This window comes from Paenibacillus sp. MBLB1832 (assembly GCF_032271945.1).
Lineage (GTDB): Bacteria > Bacillota > Bacilli > Paenibacillales > NBRC-103111 > Paenibacillus_E > Paenibacillus_E roseopurpureus.
Genome location: NZ_CP130319.1, coordinates 2171621 through 2197125, shown reverse-complemented (window position 1 = coordinate 2197125; position 25505 = coordinate 2171621). Strand labels below are relative to the sequence as shown.

The 25505-nt window shown below is 47.1% G+C and carries 23 protein-coding genes; 5 read left to right on the top strand and 18 right to left on the bottom strand.

The window, feature by feature from the left end; all coding sequences use genetic code 11:
• Nucleotides 1–67: 67 nt before the first annotated feature.
• From MJB10_RS09440 to MJB10_RS09385, 13 genes are all read right to left on the bottom strand, one after another.
• The gene (locus MJB10_RS09440; protein WP_314803931.1) at nt 68–856 is read right to left on the bottom strand and encodes a carbohydrate ABC transporter permease; all 789 of its coding nucleotides are present in this window, start codon (nt 854–856) and stop codon (nt 68–70) included.
• 85 nt (nt 857–941) lie between these two features.
• Entirely contained in the window at nt 942–2258 is a 1317-nt protein-coding gene (locus MJB10_RS09435; protein WP_314803928.1) for an ABC transporter substrate-binding protein, read from the bottom strand.
• Nucleotides 2259–2379: 121 nt separating this feature from the next.
• On the bottom strand, nt 2380–3969 hold the full coding sequence (locus MJB10_RS09430) for a response regulator (RefSeq protein WP_314803925.1): 1590 nt from the start codon (nt 3967–3969) through the stop codon (nt 2380–2382).
• Between the two features lie 20 nt (nt 3970–3989).
• Complete coding sequence (locus tag MJB10_RS09425) at nt 3990–5675, bottom strand: sensor histidine kinase (protein WP_314803923.1); 1686 nt, start codon at nt 5673–5675, stop codon at nt 3990–3992.
• A gap of 111 nt (nt 5676–5786) precedes the next feature.
• Nucleotides 5787–6629, bottom strand: coding sequence for a carbohydrate ABC transporter permease (locus MJB10_RS09420; RefSeq protein ID WP_314803918.1), 843 nt, complete (start codon nt 6627–6629; stop codon nt 5787–5789).
• Nucleotides 6630–6645: 16 nt separating this feature from the next.
• Nucleotides 6646–7524: a carbohydrate ABC transporter permease gene (locus tag MJB10_RS09415; RefSeq protein WP_314803916.1), complete on the bottom strand. Its 879-nt coding sequence runs from the start codon at nt 7522–7524 to the stop codon at nt 6646–6648.
• Nucleotides 7525–7603: 79 nt separating this feature from the next.
• Nucleotides 7604–8941, bottom strand: a complete 1338-nt coding sequence (locus tag MJB10_RS09410; RefSeq protein WP_314803914.1) for an ABC transporter substrate-binding protein — start codon at nt 8939–8941, stop codon at nt 7604–7606.
• Nucleotides 8942–9080: 139 nt separating this feature from the next.
• Complete coding sequence (locus tag MJB10_RS09405) at nt 9081–10670, bottom strand: response regulator (protein WP_314803909.1); 1590 nt, start codon at nt 10668–10670, stop codon at nt 9081–9083.
• A 3-nt stretch (nt 10671–10673) separates the two neighbouring features.
• A complete protein-coding gene (locus MJB10_RS09400; protein ID WP_314803905.1) occupies nt 10674–12473 on the bottom strand; it encodes a sensor histidine kinase in 1800 nt (599 codons plus the stop codon).
• 117 nt (nt 12474–12590) lie between these two features.
• Nucleotides 12591–12746, bottom strand: coding sequence for a sporulation histidine kinase inhibitor Sda (sda, locus tag MJB10_RS26690; RefSeq protein ID WP_397386587.1), 156 nt, complete (start codon nt 12744–12746; stop codon nt 12591–12593).
• Nucleotides 12739–12906 (bottom strand): hypothetical protein, encoded by a 168-nt coding sequence (locus MJB10_RS09395; RefSeq protein ID WP_314803902.1) that lies wholly within the window; start codon nt 12904–12906, stop codon nt 12739–12741. Before MJB10_RS09395 ends, sda begins: the two co-directional genes overlap by 8 nt.
• Nucleotides 12907–13384: 478 nt before the next feature.
• Complete coding sequence (locus MJB10_RS09390) at nt 13385–13669, bottom strand: late competence development ComFB family protein (RefSeq protein WP_314803899.1); 285 nt, start codon at nt 13667–13669, stop codon at nt 13385–13387.
• A gap of 65 nt (nt 13670–13734) precedes the next feature.
• On the bottom strand, nt 13735–16425 hold the full coding sequence (locus MJB10_RS09385) for an alpha-L-rhamnosidase (protein ID WP_314803896.1): 2691 nt from the start codon (nt 16423–16425) through the stop codon (nt 13735–13737).
• A gap of 230 nt (nt 16426–16655) precedes the next feature.
• Between MJB10_RS09385 and MJB10_RS09380 the strand changes: the two genes are divergently transcribed.
• Both MJB10_RS09380 and greA read left to right on the top strand, forming a co-directional pair.
• A complete protein-coding gene (locus MJB10_RS09380; RefSeq protein ID WP_314803893.1) occupies nt 16656–17168 on the top strand; it encodes a metal-dependent hydrolase in 513 nt (170 codons plus the stop codon).
• Nucleotides 17169–17264: 96 nt separating this feature from the next.
• The gene (greA, locus tag MJB10_RS09375; RefSeq protein WP_314803891.1) at nt 17265–17735 is read left to right on the top strand and encodes a transcription elongation factor GreA; all 471 of its coding nucleotides are present in this window, start codon (nt 17265–17267) and stop codon (nt 17733–17735) included.
• A gap of 73 nt (nt 17736–17808) precedes the next feature.
• Here greA and murI read toward each other — a convergent pair whose 3' ends face one another.
• The 3 genes from murI to MJB10_RS09360 form a co-directional block, all read right to left on the bottom strand.
• Complete coding sequence (gene murI / locus MJB10_RS09370) at nt 17809–18588, bottom strand: glutamate racemase (protein WP_314803888.1); 780 nt, start codon at nt 18586–18588, stop codon at nt 17809–17811.
• 34 nt (nt 18589–18622) lie between these two features.
• Nucleotides 18623–19396, bottom strand: a complete 774-nt coding sequence (locus MJB10_RS09365; RefSeq protein ID WP_397386586.1) for a Cof-type HAD-IIB family hydrolase — start codon at nt 19394–19396, stop codon at nt 18623–18625.
• A gap of 126 nt (nt 19397–19522) precedes the next feature.
• The gene (locus tag MJB10_RS09360; RefSeq protein ID WP_314803885.1) at nt 19523–20053 is read right to left on the bottom strand and encodes an ATP-dependent Clp protease proteolytic subunit; all 531 of its coding nucleotides are present in this window, start codon (nt 20051–20053) and stop codon (nt 19523–19525) included.
• A 276-nt stretch (nt 20054–20329) separates the two neighbouring features.
• On the opposite strand from MJB10_RS09360, the gene MJB10_RS09355 reads away from it, so the two are divergent.
• The 3 genes from MJB10_RS09355 to MJB10_RS09345 all read left to right on the top strand — a co-directional run bounded on the left by MJB10_RS09355 (nt 20330) and on the right by MJB10_RS09345 (nt 22563).
• A complete protein-coding gene (locus MJB10_RS09355) occupies nt 20330–21406 on the top strand; it encodes a lactonase family protein (protein ID WP_314803882.1) in 1077 nt (358 codons plus the stop codon).
• Nucleotides 21406–21717 (top strand): MGMT family protein, encoded by a 312-nt coding sequence (locus tag MJB10_RS09350; RefSeq protein WP_314803879.1) that lies wholly within the window; start codon nt 21406–21408, stop codon nt 21715–21717. The genes MJB10_RS09355 and MJB10_RS09350 overlap by 1 nt, the downstream gene beginning before the upstream one ends.
• Before the next feature lie 306 nt (nt 21718–22023).
• Nucleotides 22024–22563, top strand: a complete 540-nt coding sequence (locus MJB10_RS09345; protein WP_314803878.1) for a transcriptional regulator — start codon at nt 22024–22026, stop codon at nt 22561–22563.
• A 266-nt stretch (nt 22564–22829) separates the two neighbouring features.
• On the opposite strand, the gene pruA is transcribed toward MJB10_RS09345, so the two are convergent.
• Together pruA and MJB10_RS09335 are read right to left on the bottom strand one after the other, a co-directional pair.
• The gene (gene pruA, locus MJB10_RS09340; RefSeq protein ID WP_314803876.1) at nt 22830–24398 is read right to left on the bottom strand and encodes an L-glutamate gamma-semialdehyde dehydrogenase; all 1569 of its coding nucleotides are present in this window, start codon (nt 24396–24398) and stop codon (nt 22830–22832) included.
• Nucleotides 24399–24434: 36 nt separating this feature from the next.
• Nucleotides 24435–25349 carry a proline dehydrogenase gene (locus MJB10_RS09335; RefSeq protein ID WP_314803873.1) on the bottom strand — a complete coding sequence of 305 codons (915 nt, stop codon included), beginning with the start codon at nt 25347–25349 and terminating at the stop codon, nt 24435–24437.
• Nucleotides 25350–25505: the final 156 nt, after the last annotated feature.

Genomic DNA, 25505 nt, shown 5'->3' with positions numbered 1-25505 from the left:
AATAGCGTCTTCTGAATGTAACTAAACACGATGATCATCACCATAAGCAGAATCGCCATCGTCGACGCTAAGCCATAGTTGTTGAATTTGAAAGCTGTATCCACGGTGTATAAGGTAAAGGTCGAACTGGCATTGGCAGGTCCCCCTGTGTCATCAGGAACGGGATATCGAACACCTGTAAAGCCCCCCGCACGTTGAGGAACAGCACGATTTCAATGACACGACTCATGCCAGGCACGGTAATGTGCCACAGTTGTCTCATCGGACTCGCTCCATCCATGCGCGCTGCTTCGTATAAATCCTCAGGTATAGACTGCAAGCCAGCTAGAAACAAGATGACATGCAGGCCGCAATATCGCCATAAGGAGACGAAGATTAAGGAGTAATTGACAACGGCGGGATCACTGAGCCAACGCTGAATCCAGGCATCCAAGCCTACCGCTTCCAGAAATAAATTGAGTGGCCCGTTAATCGGATTATATAAATAGCTGAACACGTACGCCACCGCGACGCCATTAATGACATATGGAAGAAACACAATGGAGCGAAAGAACGGATTCGCCTTCAATTTGGCGTTCAAGAGCACAGCTATCATAATTTCGAGAGGAAGAATCAAGGCATGTACAAGGAAATACTGCCAATTGTGGTAGAGTGATTTCCAAATTTCCGGCATATGAAATGCCTGCACATAGTTATCCCAGCCTACATAATGAAATGTTCGACTGATGCCATTCCAGTCCGTCAAGCTTAACTGGATTAGTTTGAGTGTCGGATACATGAGCAGCAAGAGTAACAGAAATACGGGGAAGGCTAGAAATAATACGATAATCAACTTCTTTTGCATGTTGTAACTCATGTAGGTCTCACCTCCAAGCACGCAGCGGAAACACGGCCTCCACGAAAGAACCGCATTTCCACCGCATTGCCATCTCTATGCTATCCTATTTCTTAGCGTCGCGAGCCTTATTCCATTTGTCATCCAATTGCTTGGAAATGTCACTGAGCTTTTTACCTGAAATCATATCTTGACCGACGGTCTTCCAATCCAATTGCGTGGCGTTAATGAGATCGGTGTACTTCTGGTTACCAGGCACATAGAGGAACGGCGTGATTTTATTGTTTTTGTAGAAATCATTTAAGAACGGCACATTGGCTGTAACGCCATCGATCACTGCGCCAAGCTTTACTTTATCCACATATTGTTGGTGAACCGCTGGGCTATAGAACCACTCCATGAATTTCTTCACGGCTTCTGTGTTTTTACTGTTTTTGTTAATCGCGTAGAAATGATCGGTAAACGTCATCACAGTTAACGGCTCCGATTCACTGTCGCGAACTGGCATTGGGAATGCTGCTAGATCATCCGCATTGCCCACTTTGGACATATATGTATCCAAGTACCATAGCCCTGCTGCAACCACTGCAGCTTTCTTACTCTCGAACAAGCCTGTGGCTTGATCCCAGCTCACGCCAAGCGGGTCTGGACCCATAACTTTTGCACTGTACAGAGTTTCAATCTTGCTGTACGCCTTATAGAAAGGCGTGCCTTCCGCGAACGGGTGAGCCGCAGTCGCCAGGTTGCTCAAGTAATTCTCATCGCCTGAAGTCAGGTGATGCATGAATTCATTGAATGGATAATCCGGCCAAGCGTCCTTGCCGCCCATCGCATAAGGAATGTACTTCTTGTTATCTTTAATTTTGTTCAGCACATCTAAGAATTGCGGCCATGTCGTCGGAACGGCGAGACCAAGTTCTTTAAAAATACTTGGGTGGTAGTACACCATCTCAGGGAATTGAACGGTTGGCATCGCCAACACTTTGCCGTCTACGGCGTATTTTTTGGCATATTTATTTTTAGCTGTTGTACTGAGGTCATCAAGCGGAAGCAATTCAGATTTGAAATCATTAATGAAATTCGGCTTCAATTCGAAGAAATCCGGCATTTCGTTCGCAGAAAGACGAACCTTCATCGCTTTCAAGTAATCGCCATCGTTCTTGAATGCTTCAACTTCCACGTTGACATTAGGATCAACCTTGCTGTATTCCTTTACTTTTGCGCTGAGAAAATCAATAAATGACGCGTTGACATCCCACATCGCCATTTTAATCGTAACTTTATTGCCGCTTACCGCTTGCTTTGGTGTATCCGTACCCGTTGGTGTTGCCTTGGTGCCGCTCTCTGATGACCCACAACCGCTTAATACAACTGACATGGTCAATACGCTTGCTACAAGTGTCCCTGCCCATTTTCTTTTCATTTTGTCTTACCCCTCCATACGGCTATTGTTTGCGCTTACAACTCTAATAATAAGAGCACAGAGACGGCAAGGACATGACGATTCTTGTGCTTACTTGTGCAATTTTTGTGCTTTGACGAGTCTACTCTAACTTGCAGGATTCTCGGTATTGCTGCGGTGTCTGACCCGTCACTTTTTTGAACATACGACTGAAATGTCCTTGATTGGGATATCCGACCCTCTCTGCAATTTCGAACAACTTCATCCCTCCCCACATCAACTGAATCGCTTTCTCGATCCGAATTTGCGTCACATAGGCGATGAAGTTTTCTCCCGTTTCCTTCACGAATTGTTTGCTCAAATGACTTTCCGTCACACCCACCCATTCGCTCACATCCCCTAAGGATAACGGCTCATGATAATGAGCGTTGATATACGCTTTGGCCTTATCAATCAATCGAGGAGATTGCTGAATGGCTAATCGCCGAGGGTCCAAATGCGCTGCAAGCTTACCTACCAACCCTTCCAGCCAAAAATGAACATCAGCCATGCTTGTTAGAGCTAACAATGTTTCATAGGGAGCCTCATGATGACCCAGTACCTCTGGCCAATCACATTCACGAGCATGGAGCAGTGCTCCCAATTCCCATAGAAAGCCATGGTACATTTTCTGAATGTCTTTCATCGGCTTCGTCTGCATGGATCGCCAATAGCCAAATCCCTTCTCCAACTCCTCTTTCCAAGGTTGGCCTGTTTCTATACAACGGAATAGATCCTTCCGATTCCATGTTTCCGTGCCTAATGCTTGCAATTGCGCTCGATTCAGCGCCGCATGTTCAGGAAAGAACACTCTTCCCTCCCTCGTAAAAAAGCGTAACTCCGCAAGTTGCTGTGCTTGCTCATACGCTGTCCGCCATTCGTGTCGCGACTGTATGAAATCAGACACACCAATCGATACCCCTTGATTCACATACTGCTTGAGGTGGCTAATAATTCGTTCCATTCCCTCTGCCAGGCGGTTGCGGATGTGATGTCGACCTTGAGCAGCCTCCTCACCAAAGTAAATCATGAGCGCATACTCCTGCTCTGTTATTGGCAGAACCGTCAATTGAGTGAAATAGCCTTCTAACGACTGCCGAATCATAGGCACGGTATAGGTGGTCGCCTGGTTAGAGGCACCTATATGCACACAAGCGATGATTTGCTCCCCCTGTGCATCGCTTTCCCCGATGGAGATCTCATCTTGCGTGCTCGTACCGCGTAATTGCGCCGTCCACGAAGCCTCTACCACTTTCGTATGAAGCGCTCGCTGTTCTCTTTCTTCGCGTTCCGCTTGAAGCATACGAGCTTGAATACCAGCCACAGCTTTGGCAATAACTACCGTCATCGGCTTCGTTTCCATACGGGTTTTCATCATATAATCAATGGCCCCGAGCAGGAACGCTTGTCGAACATAGTCGTACTCGGAATAGGCACTTAACACAATGACGGTTGGTTTCTGGACATCTGGAAGTTCTCTCAACTGCTCCAAACAGGTAATACCATCCATCCCTGGCATCTGAATATCCATGAGCATCAAATCAATATCACCTTTATTCTGGAGCAAATGCAGTGCCTCTTGACCATCAGAGGCTTCAGCCACAACCTCGCACTGGAAGTCTTCCCAGGCAATGAGTTCTCGCAGGGCCAGCCGAATGAGCGGTTCATCATCCACAAGCAGTACTCTAATCAATCTAATCCCTCCAGTTTCAACTAGTTGGAACCAAGCGAGCCTTCATTTAAAGGTAGGAATAGTTCCATGTTCGTACCTTCGCCAGGTACACTACTCATCATAAACTTGCCTTCGTGTCCATAGTGGAGTTCGATGCGGCTTTGCACATTACGAAGTCCAATGCCGTTAAAGGAATCCCGCGCAAGCTTATGCACCGTCCGTTCCTTCTCTTGGACGAACCCGTTACCGTTATCACGAATCGTGATACGCAGATGCCTATCGCCATGCTTATGAACCCCTATATGAATGACACCTCTGCGATCAAGCCCATGAAAACCATGAACGATGCTATTCTCCACCAGCGGCTGCAATAAGAGCTTGAGTATCTGCGCCTTACCAACGTCATCATCAACATTGCGATAAACGTCAAAACGATCACCATATCGAATACGCATAATCGTGAAATAGTCATCAAGCAACGCCAGCTCCTCGTGAACCGTAGTCAAGTTGCCCCCGCGATTAAACGCCGAAGCAACCAGATGCATGAGGGACTCCGTCATGTTCTGAATGTGCGGTGCTTTGGCCATGAGCGCCATTATTTTAATGGCATTTAACGTATTCACGAGGAAATGAGGACCAATTTGCGATTGCAGCGCAGCCATCTCTGCATGTAATCGCGCTTCCTCCTTCAGCTTCCGTTCTTTCATTAATTCTTGGATGCGCAGCGTCATTTCATTAAAACTATGGCCTAACACATAAATTTCAGTAGGTCCAGATGCTTCTAATTGCGCTTGAAAATTACCCATTTTCACCCGATTCATTTGTCTCACTAGCGTTAGAATCGGTTTCGCCATACTGCGTACCCAGAACCAGGAAGCCAGCAGGAATACAATTAGCGCAACCGTGGAGAGAAGCATTGTCCGGTTATACACATGTTTTACGCTCGCAAGCATTTGATCATAGGGCATAACATGAACGTATTTCCAGCCCGTCTGTGTGGATGTTAAGTAGCTAACGAAAGACCGTTTGCCCCCTTCGCTTTGCACATAGTTTCCCGTCTGTTCGCTCATCGCTTGCGCCAGCAAAGTTTGACGCGAAGTATGATTCGCGATCAATTCGTCCGAAGAGCTTGTAATCACGCTGCCGCTAGGAGAAATCACAAGGAAATAGCCCGCTTCCGACACTTGGGTGCGAAGCAACTGCTGCAGAACACTGCCGCGGAAAATAAAGTATACGTTCTCAACGTTGTTAAACGCGTCAGGAAATTTCGGTGAAATGGACACCGTAATTTCCATGTGTCCGCTTGTACCTGGGAGCAGGTTATCCTCCGCGCCAAAGATTTGAACTTTGTTGACTTGACGCAGCGATTGACCGTACCAACTCGCTTGCCGCAGCGCAACTTCATGCAAGCCCAGGCTTTGCTTATACGCATAAGTCCCGCCGTCTCGATAAAAAAATAAGGCCGCAATCACATCCGATGTATAGTGAAAATAATTACTAAGCTGATGATCCAAATCTAACGTAGCCTCATGGCTGGCTTGTTGATTGCGATCCGCTTGTGTATGTATCGTTGTCGCCGTGGCAAACAATTTATCGTCGTTGGCGATCGTAGCAACCGTATGAACCATCCGGCTCGCTTCCGTATCAACCGTATACGAAACTTGCTCCAGGGTTTGCATGGCTCGCGTCGTGACATTGTCAAACAGCACATCATTAAAGGACCTCACTGAAAACCAGGTCACAATGAAAATTGGCAGTAGAATGAATATGACGAAAGAAACATATAAGACGGTGGCCATATGCCACCGCCTTGTGAAGGAGAATCCTTTTATCATTCCTTATCCTTTCACAGCGGACCCAACGGTCATCGCCTTCTCCACCTGCTCACTAAACAGAACGTAAACCAAAACAGTCGGCAAGCTCGCAATCGTCATCGCAGCCCCCATCGCGCCCCAATTCGTGGTGAATTGTCCTTGGAAGAACAAGAGACCGAGTGGCAAGGTTTTGAGCGATTCTTTCGTAATGAGAATGAGCGCCATCGTAAATTCATTCCATGAAGAAAGGAAAACGAAAATCACCATCGTTGCCATCGCAGGCTTAATTATCGGCAAAATAATCGTGTAAAACGTGCGATAAATGCTGGCGCCATCCATACATGCGGATTCTTCCAGTTCCACTGGAATGCTGCGGAAGAAGCCATAGAATACCATACTAGAGAAGGAAATATTAAAGGCGATATAAGGTACGATGAGTGCCCAATACGTGTTAGCTAAATGAAAATCACGAACGAGAATCGCCAGCGGGATCATGATAACTTGGACAGGGATAAACATGCCGATCACGACATAAATGCGTGCCGTTTCCTTCAGGCGCCATTGCATCCGAGCGACCGCATAGGAAAAAGTCACAGAGAGAACGATCGTACCAATGACCGTAGCAACTGCAACGAGCACGCTGTTCGTGAAATAAGCAGGTACATTAAATTTGGACCAAGCATCCACATAATTCTCAAACCGGAAATGCGTTGGAAGCCCGAACGGATTCGTGACGAAAATTTCGTTATTATTTTTCAATGAATAGAAGATCATCCACAAGAGCGGATACACCGACAACCCCGCATACACCCAGAGCAGGATGCCGAGAAGCGGATTTTTATTGCGTAGTTTCCAGATGCCGTTCATCTGTCATCACCTTCTCTTAAAAAGTAATTCGTTCACGAGCAATGAGCTTATTAATCGCTAAAGTCACGATCAAGCACTCTATGACGAGGAACGCTGCAGCCGCGCTGCCGTAGCCGAACTCGCCCACACGGAAAGCGGAACGGTACATGAGATACGTGAGCGTATACGTGGAGTTACCTGGACCCCCGCCTGTCATGATGAACATATTGGCAAAAGCATTCAACCCGCCCGTAATCGCCAGCACGAGGCAAAATTTATACGTTTCTGCCAGCATCGGGATGGTGATTTTGAGATGTGCTTTGAATTTCGAAGCCCCATCAATGCGCGCAGCTTCTAGGTATTGCTCTGGGACTGATTTGACAGCGGCAAGGAGCAGCGCAAACTGATAGCCCATGTACTGCCATGCGTTCACGAACGCAATCGCGAAAATCGCTGTTTTACTATCCGTCAGCCAATCCTGTCTGTAGGAGATGCCAAGTGCTTCGAACACTTTATTAATCAAACCGTACTCACTGTTATACATCGCTAGCCATAGCTGGCACACGACTGTGATGGACAGGACGACAGGAATGAAATACGAGATACGGAGAATCTTACTTCCTCGAAATCCTTCTGCTACGGCAAAAGCAAGGACGGTCCCGATCCCAATTTGAACGAATGCTAGGATCGCGGCGAACACAAGTCCATTGTAGAGCGACGTATAAAAAATACTGTCCTGAAACAAGCGAATGTAGTTGTCCAAAAAGATAAACGTGCCTTCGCTTAATCCGTCCCACTCGAATGTACTACGATAGAAAGTTTGAAGAATAGGATAGAACACGATCACTGTATACAAAAGGAGAGCAGGCAGCGTGAAAAGCAGTATCGCCGCTTTATTTCCCAAGAATTTGCGCATGTCATCACTTCCCTTATAAAGTAGGAGACTCATCTGGTATCAAGCGTTCCAGAGTGAGTCTCCTTGCCATGAATTACGTTTATTTCGCTGTCACTGCTGCTTTATTCAAATCTTTGACGAACTGATCTGCGGTATAGTTACCCGTCATTAAGTTTTGCGATGCATCTTCCAGTGCTGCTTTGAATTTCGGATTGGACAAGCCCCATGAGAAAGCCGTTGTGCTTGTGATTTTCGGAATATCTTTGGACAGCTGCTCCATCATTGGAGGGAACTGTTTCACGACGGGTTTATCCACTTTCGTGGCTACAATTGGGTTGCTGCGGTTTGTAAATTTGTACTCAGCGTATTTCAAGGAGATGAAGGAAGCTACTTTGGCTGCCAGTTCTTTATCCTTCGTATTAGCAGATACGGCATATCCGCCAGGCCCGCCGCTGCCGCTGAATGCTGTCTTGCCTTTATCATACGCAGCTGCATCTGCCGCCGGGATGTACATGTAGCCGGCTTTATCGCCTAGCGCTTTCGTCGCGGCTTCAATTTCCCATTGGCCGTTGATGAACATTGCTGCTTTGCCTTCATGGTAAAGTGCTGCTGCTTGGTCATAGTTCAAGTTCGTTGCACCTTTTGGCAACATGCCTGCTTTCACAAGCTCAATAATTTTTTCAGCTGCTGTTTTGTACGCCGCGTCTTCCGCTTTTGCCGTACCTTTATCCAGCTTATTGATCCCGCCTGGCTCAGCACGTGTGACGAACATGTCATACAGGGCTACGCACGGCCATTTCTCTTTGGCGAAAATGGAAAGCGGTGTAATGCCTTTCGCATTAAATGCTTTCACTGCCGCCATCATTTCATCGTACGTGGTCGGCACTTTGACGCCATTTTGTTGGAACAAATCTTTGTTGTAGTACAGCAAAGCAACTTCATTCCCCGCGTACGGGAACGCATACGTGTGGCCATCATCGGTTACTAATGTATTCATGGCACTCGGCTGCATCTTGTCCTTGAAGCCAAACTTCGTTACATACTCATCCAACATAAGGATGTTATTGGACTTTTTGAACGTATCAATGATGTCCAAGCCTGCTTGGAAAATATCCGGCAGGTTACCTGTTGCCGCATACGTTTTCAACTTTTGACCATCATCTTGTGCTTGAATATCCAGTTCTAGCTCTACGTTCGGCATTTCCTTCTTCAGTTCTGCCACCGCGTAGTCGTAAGGGGTTTTCGTATCTTCATCTGCGTATTGTGCATAGATTCTCAGTTTGACGGGTTTGGCATCTGCCTTGGCTGGTGCCGTCGTTGCTGCTGCCGTTGGTGCTTTTGTTGCACTGCTCGTTTCCTTTGGTTCACTTGTGGATCCGCATGCTGCTAATGTGGTTGCCGCGAGCAAGCTCACGAGCGTTACTGCCATCTTTTTCATGTGTAGACCTCCCTGATTTCAAGTGCGTTTCGCCTCTTTACACCCTCAGTATAGAAGGAAAAACCCTCAGTGATAATGGAATAACTGAGGGGTTCTTGTAAAATCCGCACATTGGAGATAACGGTTTTTTAGAGGCATCTTATAGTCGATTATTCTCATATTCGCTAGGTGAATATCCGAAAAATTTCTTAAAGCTTTTGCTAAAATAACTAGGATCACTTACGCCGATTTGCTCGGCAATATCCGAAAGTCGAATGTTGCCCTTGCCCAGCAGCTCCTTCGCTTTATGCATACGAACATGGGTCACATAGTCAGTCACCGTCATTCCGATCTCTTTCTTAAACACAGCCCGTAAATAACTCGGATTAATATACACTTGCTGCGCAATCTGATCAAGCTGAAGCTCGGTATCGCCATAGTTCGCTTCGATGTAGTCTTTGGCGGATTGTGCGATTTTCGATGAACGCGTTTTCTTATGCTTATGGGTATACTGCATCGCTTTCCCGAACAACTCTTTAATCCATGCCGATGTACTCTCGATCGAACCAAGGCGCTTGATTTCACTGTAAGGATAAAAGGCTTCGCCAAAGCAATCCGCGATCGGATGTCCCATCTCCGTTATATACGAAAGACATACCGAAATTAACCCCATTGAGATCACGTAGGTGTATTCCAAAGACAACCGTTGTTCACGGATCGAATGGAAAACTTCCTCCAGCTTCTCTTCCACTTTATCCCCTTGATGCATGCGGAGCAGTACAAGCAATTCTTCGTTAATCTCTGTTGGGAAAAGTGCTTCCTTGCCTGAATCCAAAGCATTCGTGCCATAGGCAATCACACGATCGTTCCCGAGGACGAACTTGTTTTGCAACGCTTCGAGTGCTTCCAGATACGATGTCCGAATGCCTGTGAAACCCGACTGACTACGACCGACACCGATCGTGATCGTGAATTTCAAATATTTTTTAATGAGAAAAATAAGCTTTTCATACCCGTCCAACGCTGGTACCTCCAACTCCCTGCTCCCAAGGTGCTCAACAAGACAAATGATCCGACCTTCAGGTCCGTTGAAAATGAGATGATGCCCCGTTTCCTCCAATGCTTCGTTCAAAATGTTAGTGACCGCATATTTCCAAAGCAGCCTTTCACTCACCTGATTCCATTTGACATCCATATGGTCAATCTCAATGCACGCCACAACAAATAACGAGGAGGTGAACGACTCCCCTAGCTGCTGCAGGCGCAATGCGGTTTCCTCTGAGGATTGATGATATTCCGGACTTAACAGATGATTGAGGTAACTCTCCTTCATCAGTTGCTGATTTTCAATCAGGGTCGAACGTTCTTCCCGTGCTTTCTCATGTTCTTTCTGCAGTTTCAGCAGGGTAAGCACGAGCTCGTCCTTTGAGAAGGGCTTGAGGATATAATCTTCAACGCCGAGCTTTAACGCTTTGCGCGCGTAATCGAATTCATTATGACCCGTGATAAGCACCACACTCGTTGCTGGGTATCGCTCCTTCAACTGCTCGGTCAGCTCCAGACCGTCCATGAATGGCATGGTGATGTCGACGAGCGCAATATCTGGCCGGTGCAATTCCACCTGTTCCAAGGCTTCTAGGCCGTTCTTCGCCTCCGCGCAAATATCAAAACCATACGCCTCCCAATCGAGGACGGTACGCAAGTATTCACGAAAAATCGATTCATCATCGACAATAATAATTTTCTGCATCGGTTATCCTTCTTCCCGTTGAAAAGGGAGCCACAGCGTGACGACCGTGCCCTGCCCCTGCTCACTCTTGATTTGCAAACCATACTCCTCGCCAAAATAAAGCTGGATGCGGTCATTCACGTTCTTGAATCCATAGCCGACTGCCTCTTGTGAAGAAGCTGCCTTCTTCACAATGGCTTCGAGGCGTTCAGCATCCATGCCTACGCCGTCATCGGCGACGACGATTTTAATTTTATGATCGACGATTTCACCTGTTACGGTTAGAAGTCCCAGGCTGCCCTTCGTTTTAAGACCATGATAAATCGCATTCTCAACTAACGGTTGAATCGTGAGCTTCGGGATTTGACCCTGCAGCACATCGTTGTGGATATCGAACTCATACGTAAACACATCGGAATACCGAATGCGTTGAATCGATAGATAATCTTTGACGTTCCTAATTTCTTCCTCAAGCGAAATCGTTTCACGGCCTTTACTTAGTGCGGCGCGATAGAAGTCCGCCAACGCTTTCGTTGTGCGCTGCACATCGCGAGCTCGACCCATCTCGGACAGGGTATAGATCACATCGAGCGTATTATACAGAAAATGCGGCTTTATCTGCGCTTGGATGAGCGCGAGCTCGTATTCACGTTTCTTCTTTTGCTCCCAGTTAATGTTCCGAAGAAGCTCTTGAATTCGCCGGATCATGGCATTGAATCCTGAAGAGAGCATACCGATCTCATCCTCCGAGTTGACTTGAAATTCCATGTCCAAGCTGCCTTCTTTTACCCTTTTCATATACTTCGTCAGCCCCATGATGGGCTTGGCAATGAGCTGTGACAGCATGCTCGCGCCAAGCAAAGCGAAAAATAAGCATACGACACCCAAGAGAACAATCAGCAATGTGATTTTGCGCGTATCTTCCGTGAGAGAGGCAAGTGGAGCCATGGAAATAAGCTTCCAGCCGAAGCTAGGCAGTTCTGAGCTAACGACAAGCGTTTTCTCATATTCGAAAGAAGCGGATCCGCTTCGAGGTGCGTTTGACGTTACCCATGCCTTAATTTCAGGAATAGCGACCTCCTCTAACACATCCTTTGCATGCTGAGATGACGTGACAACGCCCGTTTCGTCCACAATAAAGTAGCTGCCGTCTTGGATCGAACCGATCTTTCTGTATATCGCGGACAGCGAGCTTTCTTTGATATTCAGTACGAGGATACCGAGCTTCTGGCCCGTATAAATATTCACTATACGCTTGCCCAGCGTCATAATCGTCTCCTGCTCGCCATTGGTCAAATAATTCCTTCGCTGCATGGGAAACCAAATATTGTTCCCGCTGGAGGCATCGATTTGTTTCAGCATCGTGCTGTCCACAATCCCCTCTTTATTTCGTTCCATGAACAGATTGGAGCCATAAATACGATTATTCGTGTCGATGAACGCTGCCGACTGAACATCTGGAAAGACGAGCAAGGCGAAGCTAAGCTGATTCGTAATCTGGGTGTACATTTGCAAGCTTGTCTCTCGCTCGCTTAACGATTGCGGATCTTCCACGATGACCTTATTGAGATTGATCGTCAACATATTCGCGCAGCTCTCCACATTCGTTAACATGCCTGAAATGCGCGTAATGATTAAGGAGGAGTTGTCCGAGACGTTCTTAATCGTTTTCTTGACGATCGCATTCGTATACACTTGGTTGGAAACGAACGCCAGCACAAACAATGGAACGAAGATGAGCGGAAAATAAATGAGTATAATTTTGGTCCGAATCCGTTGATTCCGAAACCAATGGGTTGGTAGTATTTTTCGAAAAATAGCCATGCCTTCTCTTCCTCTCTGACCATGCCGTACGACAACAAAAAAATCCTCTACCGTCGAACGTCAGGTTTCCCTGTCCGTATCATTGTAAAGGATTCATGTCTTGAAATAAACTTAGTATTAGCCATTGTCTTCAAAAAGCGAAAGCTGCCTTGCTTGAATTTCAACAAGTAGAAATACGAGAAACTCCTTGCTTAATTTCATTCTGCTTGCATTTATATAAGCATCGACGAGAGTGTCATTGGAAATGTACTTCAAATTGTCGCGATCATTCATTTGCCATCAACCGCTTCTTGTTTTCTTCTAAAACCGACATCATACGTTTCATCGACTGTTGAATTTGTTCCTCGGAGGGCAGGCACGTGTTACCATAGGATTGCTGCACAACATCGGTTAGTACGGAATCAAAAATACCATTAAACTGCTCTGAATTCATTCGAACCCCTCCTAATTTTCATTTATTTGGAAATTCTAAGTTCTATTTTATATCGAAGAGGGTGGAATAACAGCGCAATTTTTTTTGCATTACGCGTTGCGTGAATTTCTATTTTATGTATTTTTTTTGCATTCCGAGGTGTTCAAAAGAGGGAAAATCAGGATTTTTCCGAGGGGAAACATGGGCCGCAAGCCCTACTGCATTGGGGAAAACTGTCGAAAATTGAGCAATGTGGAGAACACATTGTCGGCTCGGTAGCAATTGGTAATTTTTCGAGCAAATTTGATGCAAAAGGAGAGGGAATTTGCGTCAGATGCGTTTCATCCTTTGCGCTAATGTGCAAGTACGCGCAAACGCGAATGCTGAGACACCCATTTTGGGAGGCTCAGCGCTGCGGGGCTGGCTTTGGGGGGGGAGTTGGCGGGGCGAGCCTCCCAAGCTCGTTGCCAAGATCAACAAAACAAAAAACAGCATCTCCCTAAGGAGATGCTGTGCCATCGCGATGATGTTGGTGGCTCTCAACAAAAGCAGCAGCAGCTATAAGCTCGCGCATGACGTCGGATTGCAATTGTTGGTTCGTATATTCACCTTTGACAAACAATTGTCCCTTTTCACTAGAGGTATACCGCGGGGGTATGCGATTCAGAACGAGCGCCATCATATCCTCTTGGCACGTTTTGCAGTCACATTTCAACTCATAGCTTTTCCGAAACTCTTCGAACAATTGGGCAACCACGGTTTCCATTGCGTTGAATACACCCATGCGCAACTCTCCCTCTTCAAACTTCGATAGGTTTATTATAGCCTATAAACCTAAAATGAAAAAGTTTAAGAGTTTGTAACGTCCACTTGCACCTGATAATGGCCCGATCCGAGCTCGATTCTCACATGGCCATCCCGATCCTCAAAAGAAGTAACCCCTTCTGACTCCGCCAACTTATGTCCATTGCATGTGATGTTTGCCAGCGTCGTACTGCGCAGCACGACTTCCCCCGTCGTATTCGGCGGCAGTTGGAACACATATTGTACCGCACCATTTTCCGTCAGATGCCATTCGCTTCGAACCTGACCATAACTCGTCACAAGCGACGCTTTCGCATACGTAAGTGCCGAATCCGTGCGTGGGCGGAATAGCAATCTTTGATAACCCGGCTGACGATCATCCGAATCTAATCCTGCAACTTTGCGATACAGCCAATCGCCGATCGATCCGTAGGCATAGTGATTATAGGAATTCATATCATCGCTCCAGAATGTACCATCTGGCTTAATCCCGTCCCAGTGCTCCCAAATCGTGGTCGCGCCTTGATGAATTGCATATAGCCAAGAAGGATAATCCTCTTGCTGCACTAGCTTCACGGCAACATCATGATAGCCATTCTCGGTAAGCACGTGACATAGATAAGGCGTACCCACGAACCCTGTGGTTAGATGGTAGTTCTGCTCTTTCACATACTCTGCGAGTGTAGCGGCGAACCGCTCACGCGTAGCTCCTTGCACCAATCCGAACATGAGTGGAAGCACGAGCGACGTTTGAGTATGGCCAGCAAGCCTGCCTGTTGGCGTCACGAATTCCGCATGGAAAGCTTCCACGATTCGCTCGTAGAGCTCAGAGAACTCAGCAGCGTCTTCCTTGCGTCCAAGCACTTCCGCAGTTTGGACCAGTAAGGATGTCGAGTACGCGTAGAAGCATGTCGCAATCAAATCTTTTGGCGTCGCGCCGATATAACTGCCCTCTTTGGCATCTAGACCGAGCCAATCCCCAAAGTGGAAGCCCGTTTGCCACAAGTAAGCTTGGTCGCCTTGGTTACGAATATACCTCACCCACGCCTTCATGCTGTCATACTGCTCCTCCAGCACGCGCGTGTCCCCATAAACCTGGTAGAGCGTCCATGGACAAATGACCGCTGCATCCCCCCAGGCGGACGATGAATGCTCGTTCGGACCGAGCACATGCGGAATGACGAAAGGCACACCGCCGTCCTCACGCTGATCCGCTTTAAGATCCCGCAGCCATTTACGGAAGAAGAGGGCAACCTCATAATTGAATGCAGCCGTGCGAATAAAAACTTGCGCATCCCCCGTCCAACCAAGCCGCTCATCACGCTGCGGACAATCTGTCGGTACATCAAGGAAATTGCCCCGTTGTCCCCACACAATATTGCGCTGAAGCTGATTCAGTAAAGCATGCGAGCATTCGAAATCTCCTTTGACCTCCATATCCGTGTGAATGACTTGACCCGTAAAGCAGCTGGAATCGAAAGCCGACTCAGCCGGCCATCCTACCACTTTCACATAGCGGAACCCTTGGAAGGTGAAATGCGGCGCATAGACCTCTTCCCCTCCACCTTTGCACACATAAGTGACCGTTTGCTTCGCTTTACGCAGGTTCCCCACATAGAAATTGCCGTTCTTATCCAGAATTTCGGCGTGCTGGAGCTCTAAGCATGTTCCTTTTGGCAAGTTAACGCGCAGCTGGACTCTTCCAACCATATTTTGACCAAAATCAAGCAAAGTCTCGCCAGCCGGCGTTTCTATCACAGCGATAGGCTTCAATATTTCGGTTACACGTGAGAGCTCATTCTCCTGCATAACGAGATTACCCAATCCGTGCACAACCTCAATGACAGGCAGCCAGGCATTCGTATCATACGTGGGGCTGCTCCAATCGCTCCGCTCTAATCTCGCATCGTAAGTTTCACCATGATACAGCTCAGACATCCGTACGGGTCCTAGCCCAGCTTGCCAAGAAGCATCACTCACAACAAGCTCTTCTGTCCCATCGGCATACGTAATATGCATTTGGAAGAGGAGTGCTCTTTCACTGCCGAAGATGTTTCTACGGTCGCCCCACGCCAAATTCCCCTTATACCAGCCATTAGCGAGTACCCCACCGATCGTGTGCTGAGCACCCGAATTTAGCAGATGCGTGACATCATACCGCTGCACTTGCAAACGATGCTGATAACTGGTCCAGCCAGGTGTTAACTCCCCGTCTCCGACACGTACCCCATTAAGCTCCAGTTCATAAACACCATGGCATGTCGCATAAATCGTGGCTTGTTGAATCGACGGTCTTACGCGGAACGACTTTCGCAAGTAATACGCTTCCTCCGCGTCTGCATCGATCTCTTTCGGATCGGGCGTAATCCAACGTGCTTCCCAATCGGATGCGTGCAGCAGTCCCATCTCCCAGTAAGCAGCTTCACTCCAAGGCGATTCTTGCCCCGTTTGATCCCATACTTTCACCCGATAGAAATAACGAGTACGAGACTTTAACTCAGGTCCTCCATACGCGATCAGCACCGATTGATTCGATTCGATCCGTAAAGTATCCCAAATCAGATTCCCCGTATCAAAATGCTGCCCATCCCTGCTTACTTGAATCTGATAAGCTGTTTGCTTGATGGCAAATCCTTCAGCTTCGAGCTGCCAAGTAAAGCGGGGACGCAGGGTGTCGAGCCCGACAGGATTAACCCGATACTCACATTGCGTTGCTAAAATTCGAATCGTACTCACGGAAATTTCCTCCTCCAAAGATAGACAGTTAATTGGCTAATAATCTGATGAATTAACTAGATTACGTCCTATTTTAAGGGATGAATCCGCTTTCTTTTACGGTCTTTCACGACATTTATATAGGTCATTCGCGACAAAATTTCTGAATTCGCAACATCCCCTTAATTTCCAAGTAACTTTCGAATAGTATAAAGTTAAACGGACATTTTGAAATGGAAAGGCGATCTCCTATGTTGCAAAAAACACACAGCGTTGCCGGCATGATTGCTGCCGAAGTGGTTCTCATCCACGGAAACACCAGTTACTTCACCTGGGATGCAGTCGGGGCCTTATTACTCGGATGTTTGGCAGGAACTTTAGCCGATGTCGATAAACCAGGTTCCACGATGGCAAAGGTCTTATTTCCCTTATCGGCCTTACTTCACGTACTCAAAATTAAACATCGCACCTTGACGCATTCCTTGTTGTTTATGGCTCTGCTGGTTATGCTAAGCCTTTCGCTGAGTCCGCTCTACTTCTGGGTCTTCATGCTTGCGTATGCTTCCCATCCGCTCATCGATCTCCTGAATGATCGCGGCGTTCAATTGCTTTGGCCGATTCCGCTCAAGGTACGCATTCTTCCGAAATGGCTAGCGATCGACACTGGCTCAACAAGTGAAACGGCTTTCCGCTGGCTGCTGCTAATAATTTGTCTGGTACTGCCTTTTGGGAATTACGTGTTCCCTTATCTCCACAGCCAATAATGGTTGTGGTTTTTATTCGTTCCTGGTGCTGCGACTTTACTTGCCTGCAGGACTTTAGTAGTATAGCTAATATCGAATGAAACGAGGTGCTTACTTTTGTCCAATGATGAAGTCATATTAACCCCTGAGGGTTTGCGCAATTTAGAGCTTGAGCTGGAAGAATTGAAAACCGTAAAGCGCAAAGAGCTGGCCGCTCGTATCAAAACCGCGATCTCCTACGGCGATCTCAAGGAGAACAGCGAGTATCACTCTGCCAAAGAAGAACAGGGTTTCATGGAAACTCGAGTAATGACCATTGAACGGATGCTCAAAAAAGCCAAGGTTGTCACGAATACGAGCACATCTACCGTACAAGTGGGTTCAACCGTTGTGTTAAACGATATCGAATTTGCTGAAAAAATTGAATACAAAATCGTTGGATCTTCGGAAGCGAATGTCAACGAGAATAAAATTTCATACGAAAGCCCGCTCGGCGCTTCCCTCATGAATAAATCCGTTGGAGATACGATTAGCGTGAATGCGCCAATGGGTATCATCAGTTATGAATTACTGGAGATTCGTGTATAAGCGAAGTCGGAAGTATAGTAAAAAGCAGTCGGTAACTAGTCTCTATCTAGTTATTCGACTGCTTTTTTTGTTTTTATGAATGGGGAGCAGCTTGGAGGAAGGCTAATGCCTTCTGCATCTTCTGCAAGTAAGCTGGATCCGAGTTAGAGCACATCCATCTGACATTGGAAGAACCCGCTCCTTGCAATTGGTCGCTCTCTTGAAGCACCTGTATCAATCGATTGACGGTCCCTCTGCTGCCATCCACAATCTGGATGTGAGCGGGAAGGATTTGGCTTAACAGCCTTTTGTAAAAAGGATAATGCGTGCAGCCAAGCACAACGGTCCCGTATGTACGCAGGTCGTAGTCTTTCAGCTTCGACAAGAAATAATCTGCCATCCGAGCGCCTTCCAGCTCAAGATTTTCACAGAATTCAACGAGTTCAGGCAGCGGCAGCGAATCCACCATGCCCATATCATCGATCCGAGACACGAGTTCTCGATACTTTGCTTCCTTCAAGGTGAGCGGCGTAGCGAATACGAGTACTCTGAGCCCTGATCCGCGATTCATTTCCAGTGCAGGCTTCACGGCAGGCTCCATCCCAATGATGGGCATGTTATAAATATTCCTTAATTCGGCGATCGCGATGCTCGTAGCTGTGTTGCAGGCGATCACCAGCGCCTTAATCTCATCTTGAATGATCGTATCGACAGATTGTTTGACGAACGTCAGGACCTCCTCTTTCGATTTGGTCCCATAAGGCACATGCGCGGTATCGGCAAAGTAGAGGAAGTCCTCCTGAGGCATTCGCCTCATGGCTTCGTCTAACACCGTGATTCCGCCAAGGCCTGAATCAAAAAAAGCTATTTTCATCGTATTCACCCTGTTTAGTTTCGATCTGTCTGTACTAACAAAGAAGTCCCGCCGTAATTAAGCCGTTTCGGACACCCTCTTCATCCACATGTGTAGTCACATGGTCTGCGTAAGGCAATAAATCTTGATGCGAGTTGCCCATCGCAATGCCGAAGCCGACATAGGATAGCATCTCCATATCATTTAATCCATCGCCGAAAGCAACGGCGTCTTCAGGCTTTAAGCCTAGAAGCTCCAGCATTGCAGCAATGCCCTGTGCTTTGGAGCCGCCTGCAGGGAGTACATCCATGGCATGCGGGTGCCATCGAATGAGTTTAAACTCATTCTGAATGCTCTCGTACAAATGCTCATCCTTATCTTCACAATGGAGGAAAATTTGATAAATATCGTTCGTTTGCCAGAAATGCGGATCGTACTTAGGCAAATCCACTTTCAATGACGTGACGGAACTGTTCACAAATGGATGATCTTCCGCATCGGTCGCATACGTATGCTGCCCTTCAAACACAAGCGAATGCCCGTGCTCACCAGCTAATTTGACCAAAGCCTCGATTGCGCTCTTTGCAATGACGCGATGATACAAAGGCTCTCCTTTGTAAACCGCATAACCGCCATTTAAACAGACATACGAATCAATCCCCAGTAGTTCTGCTAATGGTTTGATAAAATAAGGAGCTCGTCCCGTCGCAATAACAGGCTCGATGCCGCTTTCCTTCAATTGGTGAATCGCCTTTACGGTACTTTCGGGAACCAGCTTGTCTTCATTGACTAGTGTGCCGTCGATATCAAAAAATACAATTTTATACACAGTAGGAATCTCCTTTTCCGCGGAGTCAGCCCCTGCTGCTCCATCTCTCTTTCTCTCAATTAAACACCAAAAACCGAGAAAAAACAAAGAAAAAAGAGAATCCCTTGGGCTTCTCTCCTGCCATGCCTAAACGATACCGTCGATGATCCCGTAGGCCATTGCCTCTTCAGGACTCATATACCAGTTCCGTTGGTGCTCCTGCACGCGATGCAGCTCATCCTCTTGCAAATTTGTTTTGGATAAAAGGTACTCATCATACATGTTTTGAAGCCGCTGAGTCTCATCTACCCGATTTTTCAAATGCTCGAGATGCCCATCAATATGTGTCGAAACCGAATGATACATAAAAGTGCTGAGACGTCCTGAGTACCGCTTGTGACCGCTGACTGCGATCAACAGGCTCATGCTTGCGGCAAGTCCATACACGTAGGTATGAACAGGGGTTTTGCTGTTTTCAATCACGTTGATGAGACCTAGGCCATCGTAAACGCTCCCACCGTTACTATTGATGATGAGGTCAATCGGCACGCGTTTGAAATCTTTTTCCTTCTTATCTTTGTCTTCATCGAATTGATTCACTTTCATGATCTGCTCAACAATCGTCTTCACAGAGCTCTTGTTGATGCCATCGAAGAGATACAACGTTCTGTCCAACATAACACGCCTCCTGTCCGTAAGGCCTTGTATTACACTAGTCTATTCTCCGCTTTTTCACTTTGTAACCCGAGCTCACGCTATTTTCAGATATTTGGGCGAAAATAGGCGGGGGAAGAGTTGCCCCTGTGTAGTAGATTTGAGATAATGCTCCTAGTTAGACAAAATAAACGACTACGCCGTCCTCTTAGGAACGGGAGCGTTTATCTAGAAATATAGCCAACTTTTTAGGTGAAACATATATATTCTGATATTTAGAGATGAATGGGAGTGACCACTGTGGACAAGCCGCAACAAACAATAGCTTTTATCGGTTCCTATGCCGATGCGAAAAATCCAGGCGTTTATACCGCTCAATTTAATTCTGACAAAGGGAACTTTACACTTACCCATCAAGTTGATGGGCTGCAGAATCCGACCTTTTTAGCGATTGATGCTATGCATGGAAGATTATACGCTTTAGGTGAGGGAGTCGGTGAGCAGGGGCAGAAGTGCGGCGCAGCGAGCGCCTATACCATTGATAAGACGAACGGTGAGCTGACGCTGCTCAATCAAGTCAACACGCTGCCTGCAACAACCTGTCACATCCAGCTCGATAATACAAATCAGGTCGTCATGGTGGCAAGTTATCATGGCGGTATGGTCGGGCTATCACCGATCTTGTCGGATGGCACGCTAGGTATGACGGCTGATATTCAGCAGCATAGAGGGGCAAGTTTATTGCCCGTTCAAGATCGACCGCGTGCGCATTCCGTATTCGTCGATCGTGCGAATCAGTACGTTGGCGTTTGCGATTTAGGCCTAGATAAAATTATCTTGTATAAGCTCGATCTTGCTAAAAAGCAACTCATTCCACAAAGTGAAGTCTCGGTTGCGCCTGGTTCAGGTCCAAGACACTTTACGTTTCACCCTTCGTACAAATTTGGTTATGTAATCAATGAGCTAAGTTCTACCGTAACCGCATTTGCCTACGATGAGGAACTGGGTAGACTGAGCGAAATTCAAACGATAGCAACACTTCCTGACTCCTATGAGGGAGAAAATGCTTGCGCTGATATCCATGTGTCCCCAGATGGACGCTTCCTCTATGGTTCGAATCGTGGACATGACAGCATTGTGGTATATGCGATTGATGAGGTGTCGGGGAAACTCACAATTGTCGAGCATGCCTCCACTTTAGGCAAGCATCCGCGAAATTTCGGGCTATCGCCTGATGGGCGATTTGTTCTAGTCGCGAATAAAGATACCGATAATATCGTCAGCTTCGCACGGGATGAGGCAAGTGGGAAATTGGTGCCAACTGGCGATCAACTCGTGTTGTCGCAGCCCGTGTGCATCAAGTTCCTGACCGTCTAATGACACCTTTTACAGAAAAGGTGATTGCGATCATTTGCGCCATCCCCGAGGGACAAGTCATGACCTACGGACAAATCGCGCGGCTTGCCGGCAGTCCGAGAGCTGCACGTCAGGTTGTTCGCGTCCTGCATGCCATGAGCAAAAAGCATCGGCTTCCTTGGCACCGCGTCGTCAATGCGCGAGGCGAAATCGCCATCCAAGATGCTGAGGGGGCGGAATTGCAGCGGTTTTTGCTGGTGAGCGAGGGAATCGACATATCGGAGGGTGGGCTTGTGGTTTTAGAGCAGTATCAATTGGCGACTAAGGAATAGCTCCAATGTTGCGAGTCGAGCTGGTTAGAACTGATTGAATGAAAACTGTTGTTTGGATTCAGTATACTTAGATAAAATAATAGACGTTGGTCGTGAAGCACACGCCGCTGTCAACTTCGTTGGTTAGGAGACTCCTCCTTGCTGATGAGGATGAGGGCGGCGTTTTGTTTTGCGGTTATCATTGAGGAGAGGAGATGACGATGATGAAATTCGAGCAGGCTTTTGAACATTTTATGGACGAGCAATTGGTGAAAGAAACAAACCCGTCGCAAGGAACGGTTAGCGCGCGGCCTCGGCCACGCAGAAATGGCATTTCTTCGATCCGTCTGGTACCCTATTGTCGGCAATTTCAACGACTTGTACCTGGAATGGGAAGTTCGTGACTTCGCAAATGGGTATCGCTATTTGGATTTTGCCTACATGCCGCGTGATGCGAAGGCCGCAATTGAAATTCAAGGCTACAGCTCGCATGCGCGAGATCTGGAGCTTTGGCGGTTTAAAGATTTGTGCAGCAGACATGCCCATTTGGCCTTGGTCGGTTGGCTTGTCCTCCCCATCGCCTACCCATCCATTGTCGAAGCGACGAAAATGTGCCAGCACCTCATTCTTTCGTTGATCGGAAAGTTCATCTCTACCGATATGCACGCGGACTTGCCTTGGCTTGAGGCTGAAACCGTTAGGTTCGCTCGAAGAACTCCGCGTGATTTCACCGCGAATGAATTGGCAGCGCATCTGAATATCAGCAGTCGGCACGCTAGAACGCTGTTGCATACGCTGTGTGACAAACAATTACTAGCTGTTTCTAGCGGAAAAGAACGTGCGCGGAGCTACATTCTTCATTTGTAGCATGGTTGACGGAACGTGGGTGCGCTATTCGTTGCAAATCGGTTGATTGGTGGGTTAGGCGGAACGTAGATGCTCTATTCGTCATGGAATCAGTCATTTTGACGTAATTTGAGCGAAATAGTGTACTGACGTTCCGCCTAAGCATAAAAATAGCTGAAAACTGCCAAATAGCACATCGACGTTCCGTCTGGGCTACCCCACCCAACAGCAAAAGCCCCACCTCTCATCGAAGTGGGGTCACGCCGTCTCATGGACAGCAACTATTTTTACACCTTGCGGGATGTCAATTTCGCTTGCGTCAGCAACATAAGGTAGTCGTAACCGCCAGCTTTGGAGTCAGTACCTGACATGTTGAATCCGCCGAATGGATGTACGCCAACCAATGCACCTGTGCATTTACGGTTGATGTACAAGTTGCCGCAATGAACAGTTTCCAATGCTTCCGCGATGCGGTCTTCATCGGATGAGAAGTAAGAACCTGTCAATCCGAACTCCGTATCGTTGTACATCGCAATCGCTTGTTTCCAGTCTTTCGCTTTAGCAATCGCAAGCACAGGTCCGAAAATCTCCTCTTGCATCAAACGGGCTTTGCCGCTCACATCGCCGAACACAGTTGGCTGAATGTAGTAGCCATTCCCTTCAGCTTTACCGCCGCCAGCAAGCAGTGTACCTTCGCTTTTACCGATTTCGATATAGTCCAAAACTCGATCATACGAAGCTTTATCAATCACTGGCCCTGCAGCAAAGTTCTCCTCAGGCAGACCGCTTTGCAATTTGTTCGTGTAAGCAACGACCTTCTCCACCACTTCATCGTAGACAGATTCCACGATGATGGCACGGGAGCCTGCGGAACATTTCTGACCTTGGAAGCCAAAAGCTGAAGCCACAATTGCAGCCGCTGCTGCGTCCAAATCGGCCGTTTCGTCCACGACGATGCCGTCTTTTCCACCCATCTCAGCGATTACGCGCTTGATCCAAATTTGACCTGGCGCCACGTCCGCCGCAAGTTTGTTAATGCGCAGTCCAATTTCTTTGGAGCCTGTGAAAGAGATGAAACGCGTTTTCGGATGCGTCGTCAAGTAGTCGCCAACTTCAGCCCCGCTTCCCGGAATGAAGTTAATAACGCCTGCTGGCAGACCCACTTCCTCCATCAAAGCTACGAATTTATGTGCAATCACAGGTGTTGTAGACGCTGGCTTCAACAATACTGTGTTACCAGACACAACGGCGGATACCGTCATCCCTACACAAATCGCAAGCGGGAAATTCCACGGGGGAATGACAACGCCAACACCTAGCGGGATGTATGAAATTTGATTGTTTTCACCTGGAATTTTCACCAAAGGCTGTGTCTCGTTGATTTGACTCAAACGAATCATCTCACGCGCATAGAACTCGATGAAATCGATCGCTTCCGCAGTGTCGACATCGGCTTCAACATAATTTTTGCCTGATTCGAGAATCATTAAAGCTGAAAACTCATGCTTTCTAGCGCGCATTAGTGCAGCCGCTTTGAACAAGTATTCCGCGCGCTCACGAGCGGATACCTTCTTCCAAGACTCGAACGTTTCGAGTGCGGTATTCATTGCTTTTTCAGCCAAAGCCTGATCCGCTTTACTAACGCGACCGATCACTTCATCCACATTCCCAGGATTGATGGACGTAATTTTCGCTTCTGTCATGACCTTCTCTGCACCGATGTACAGCGGGTAATCTTGACCTAATTCACCTTTCACCTTCGCAATCGCCGCTTGCATCGCCTTTACGTTCTCCTCAAGCGCAAAATTCGTAAACGGTTCATTCGCATAAGGTTTTACAATAGTATTTGTATTCATCTCTAGTATCTCCTCTCCAATTTGGGGACTTGCCTATTATTTGAACATATTTTTAAGAACAAACCAGACATTTGCTGGGCGTTCGGCTAGCCTTCTCATGAAATACCCGAACCAGTCCACACCATAAGGGACATAAACGCGGACACGATAGCCCTCCTTGACGAGTTGATTTTGCAGATCATCACAGATACCATACAGCATTTGGAATTCGAATTGATCATTAGAAATTCCATGCTGCTTAACAAAATCTTTCGTAAAATCGATAATCGCTTTATCGTGACTAGCAACTGCCGTGTAGTGTCCACCAAGCAAATGCTTTTGGATGATGTTCACATAGTTCTTGTCAACGTCGCTTTTCTCTGGAAATGCAACGCTCGGAGACTCCTTATAGGCACCTTTCACTAAACGCAAATTAGCGCCAATGGCTCCTAAATCCGCAATATCTTGCTCGGTGCGATATAAATATGCTTGAATAACAATTCCGACGTTATCATACTCCTGACGAAGCTCACGGTAGATATCAAGTGACACTTGGCAATGCGCATAATCTTCCATGTCAATGCGAACGAAGTTGCCATACTGCTTCGCGCGATCAAGAATGCGTCTCATGCTTTGCATGCAAAGTTCTTTGCTAATATCAAGACCTAATGAAGTCATTTTGAGTGATAAATTGGAGGTAACATGGGATTCTGCAATTGCATCCAGCGTTTGAAGGCACATGGCAGCCGACTCTAACGCTTCTTCCTCGCTAAATACGAATTCTCCTAAATGATCCAAGGTGGCGACGCGGCCACTTTGATTCAGACTGCGAACCGCAGCGATCGATTGAGCAATCGTTTCCCCCGCTACAAAACGAGCAGCTCCGAAACGCAAACCATATTTTTTGGCAAGACGATTTGCCGAACGACTTTTGCCTAAGGATTGAAACATATTTCTCATGATGAGTTCCATCTGTGCATTCCTCCACAGGATAATTGTACAATAGTGTTCAATTGATAATTTAACTATACACTATCTCGATTAGTTTGAACACATTTTGTTTAAAATAAAATAAATGTTGTACAATCCACCTATTTCAGCATCTTTATGTACACTATTCACCGATCG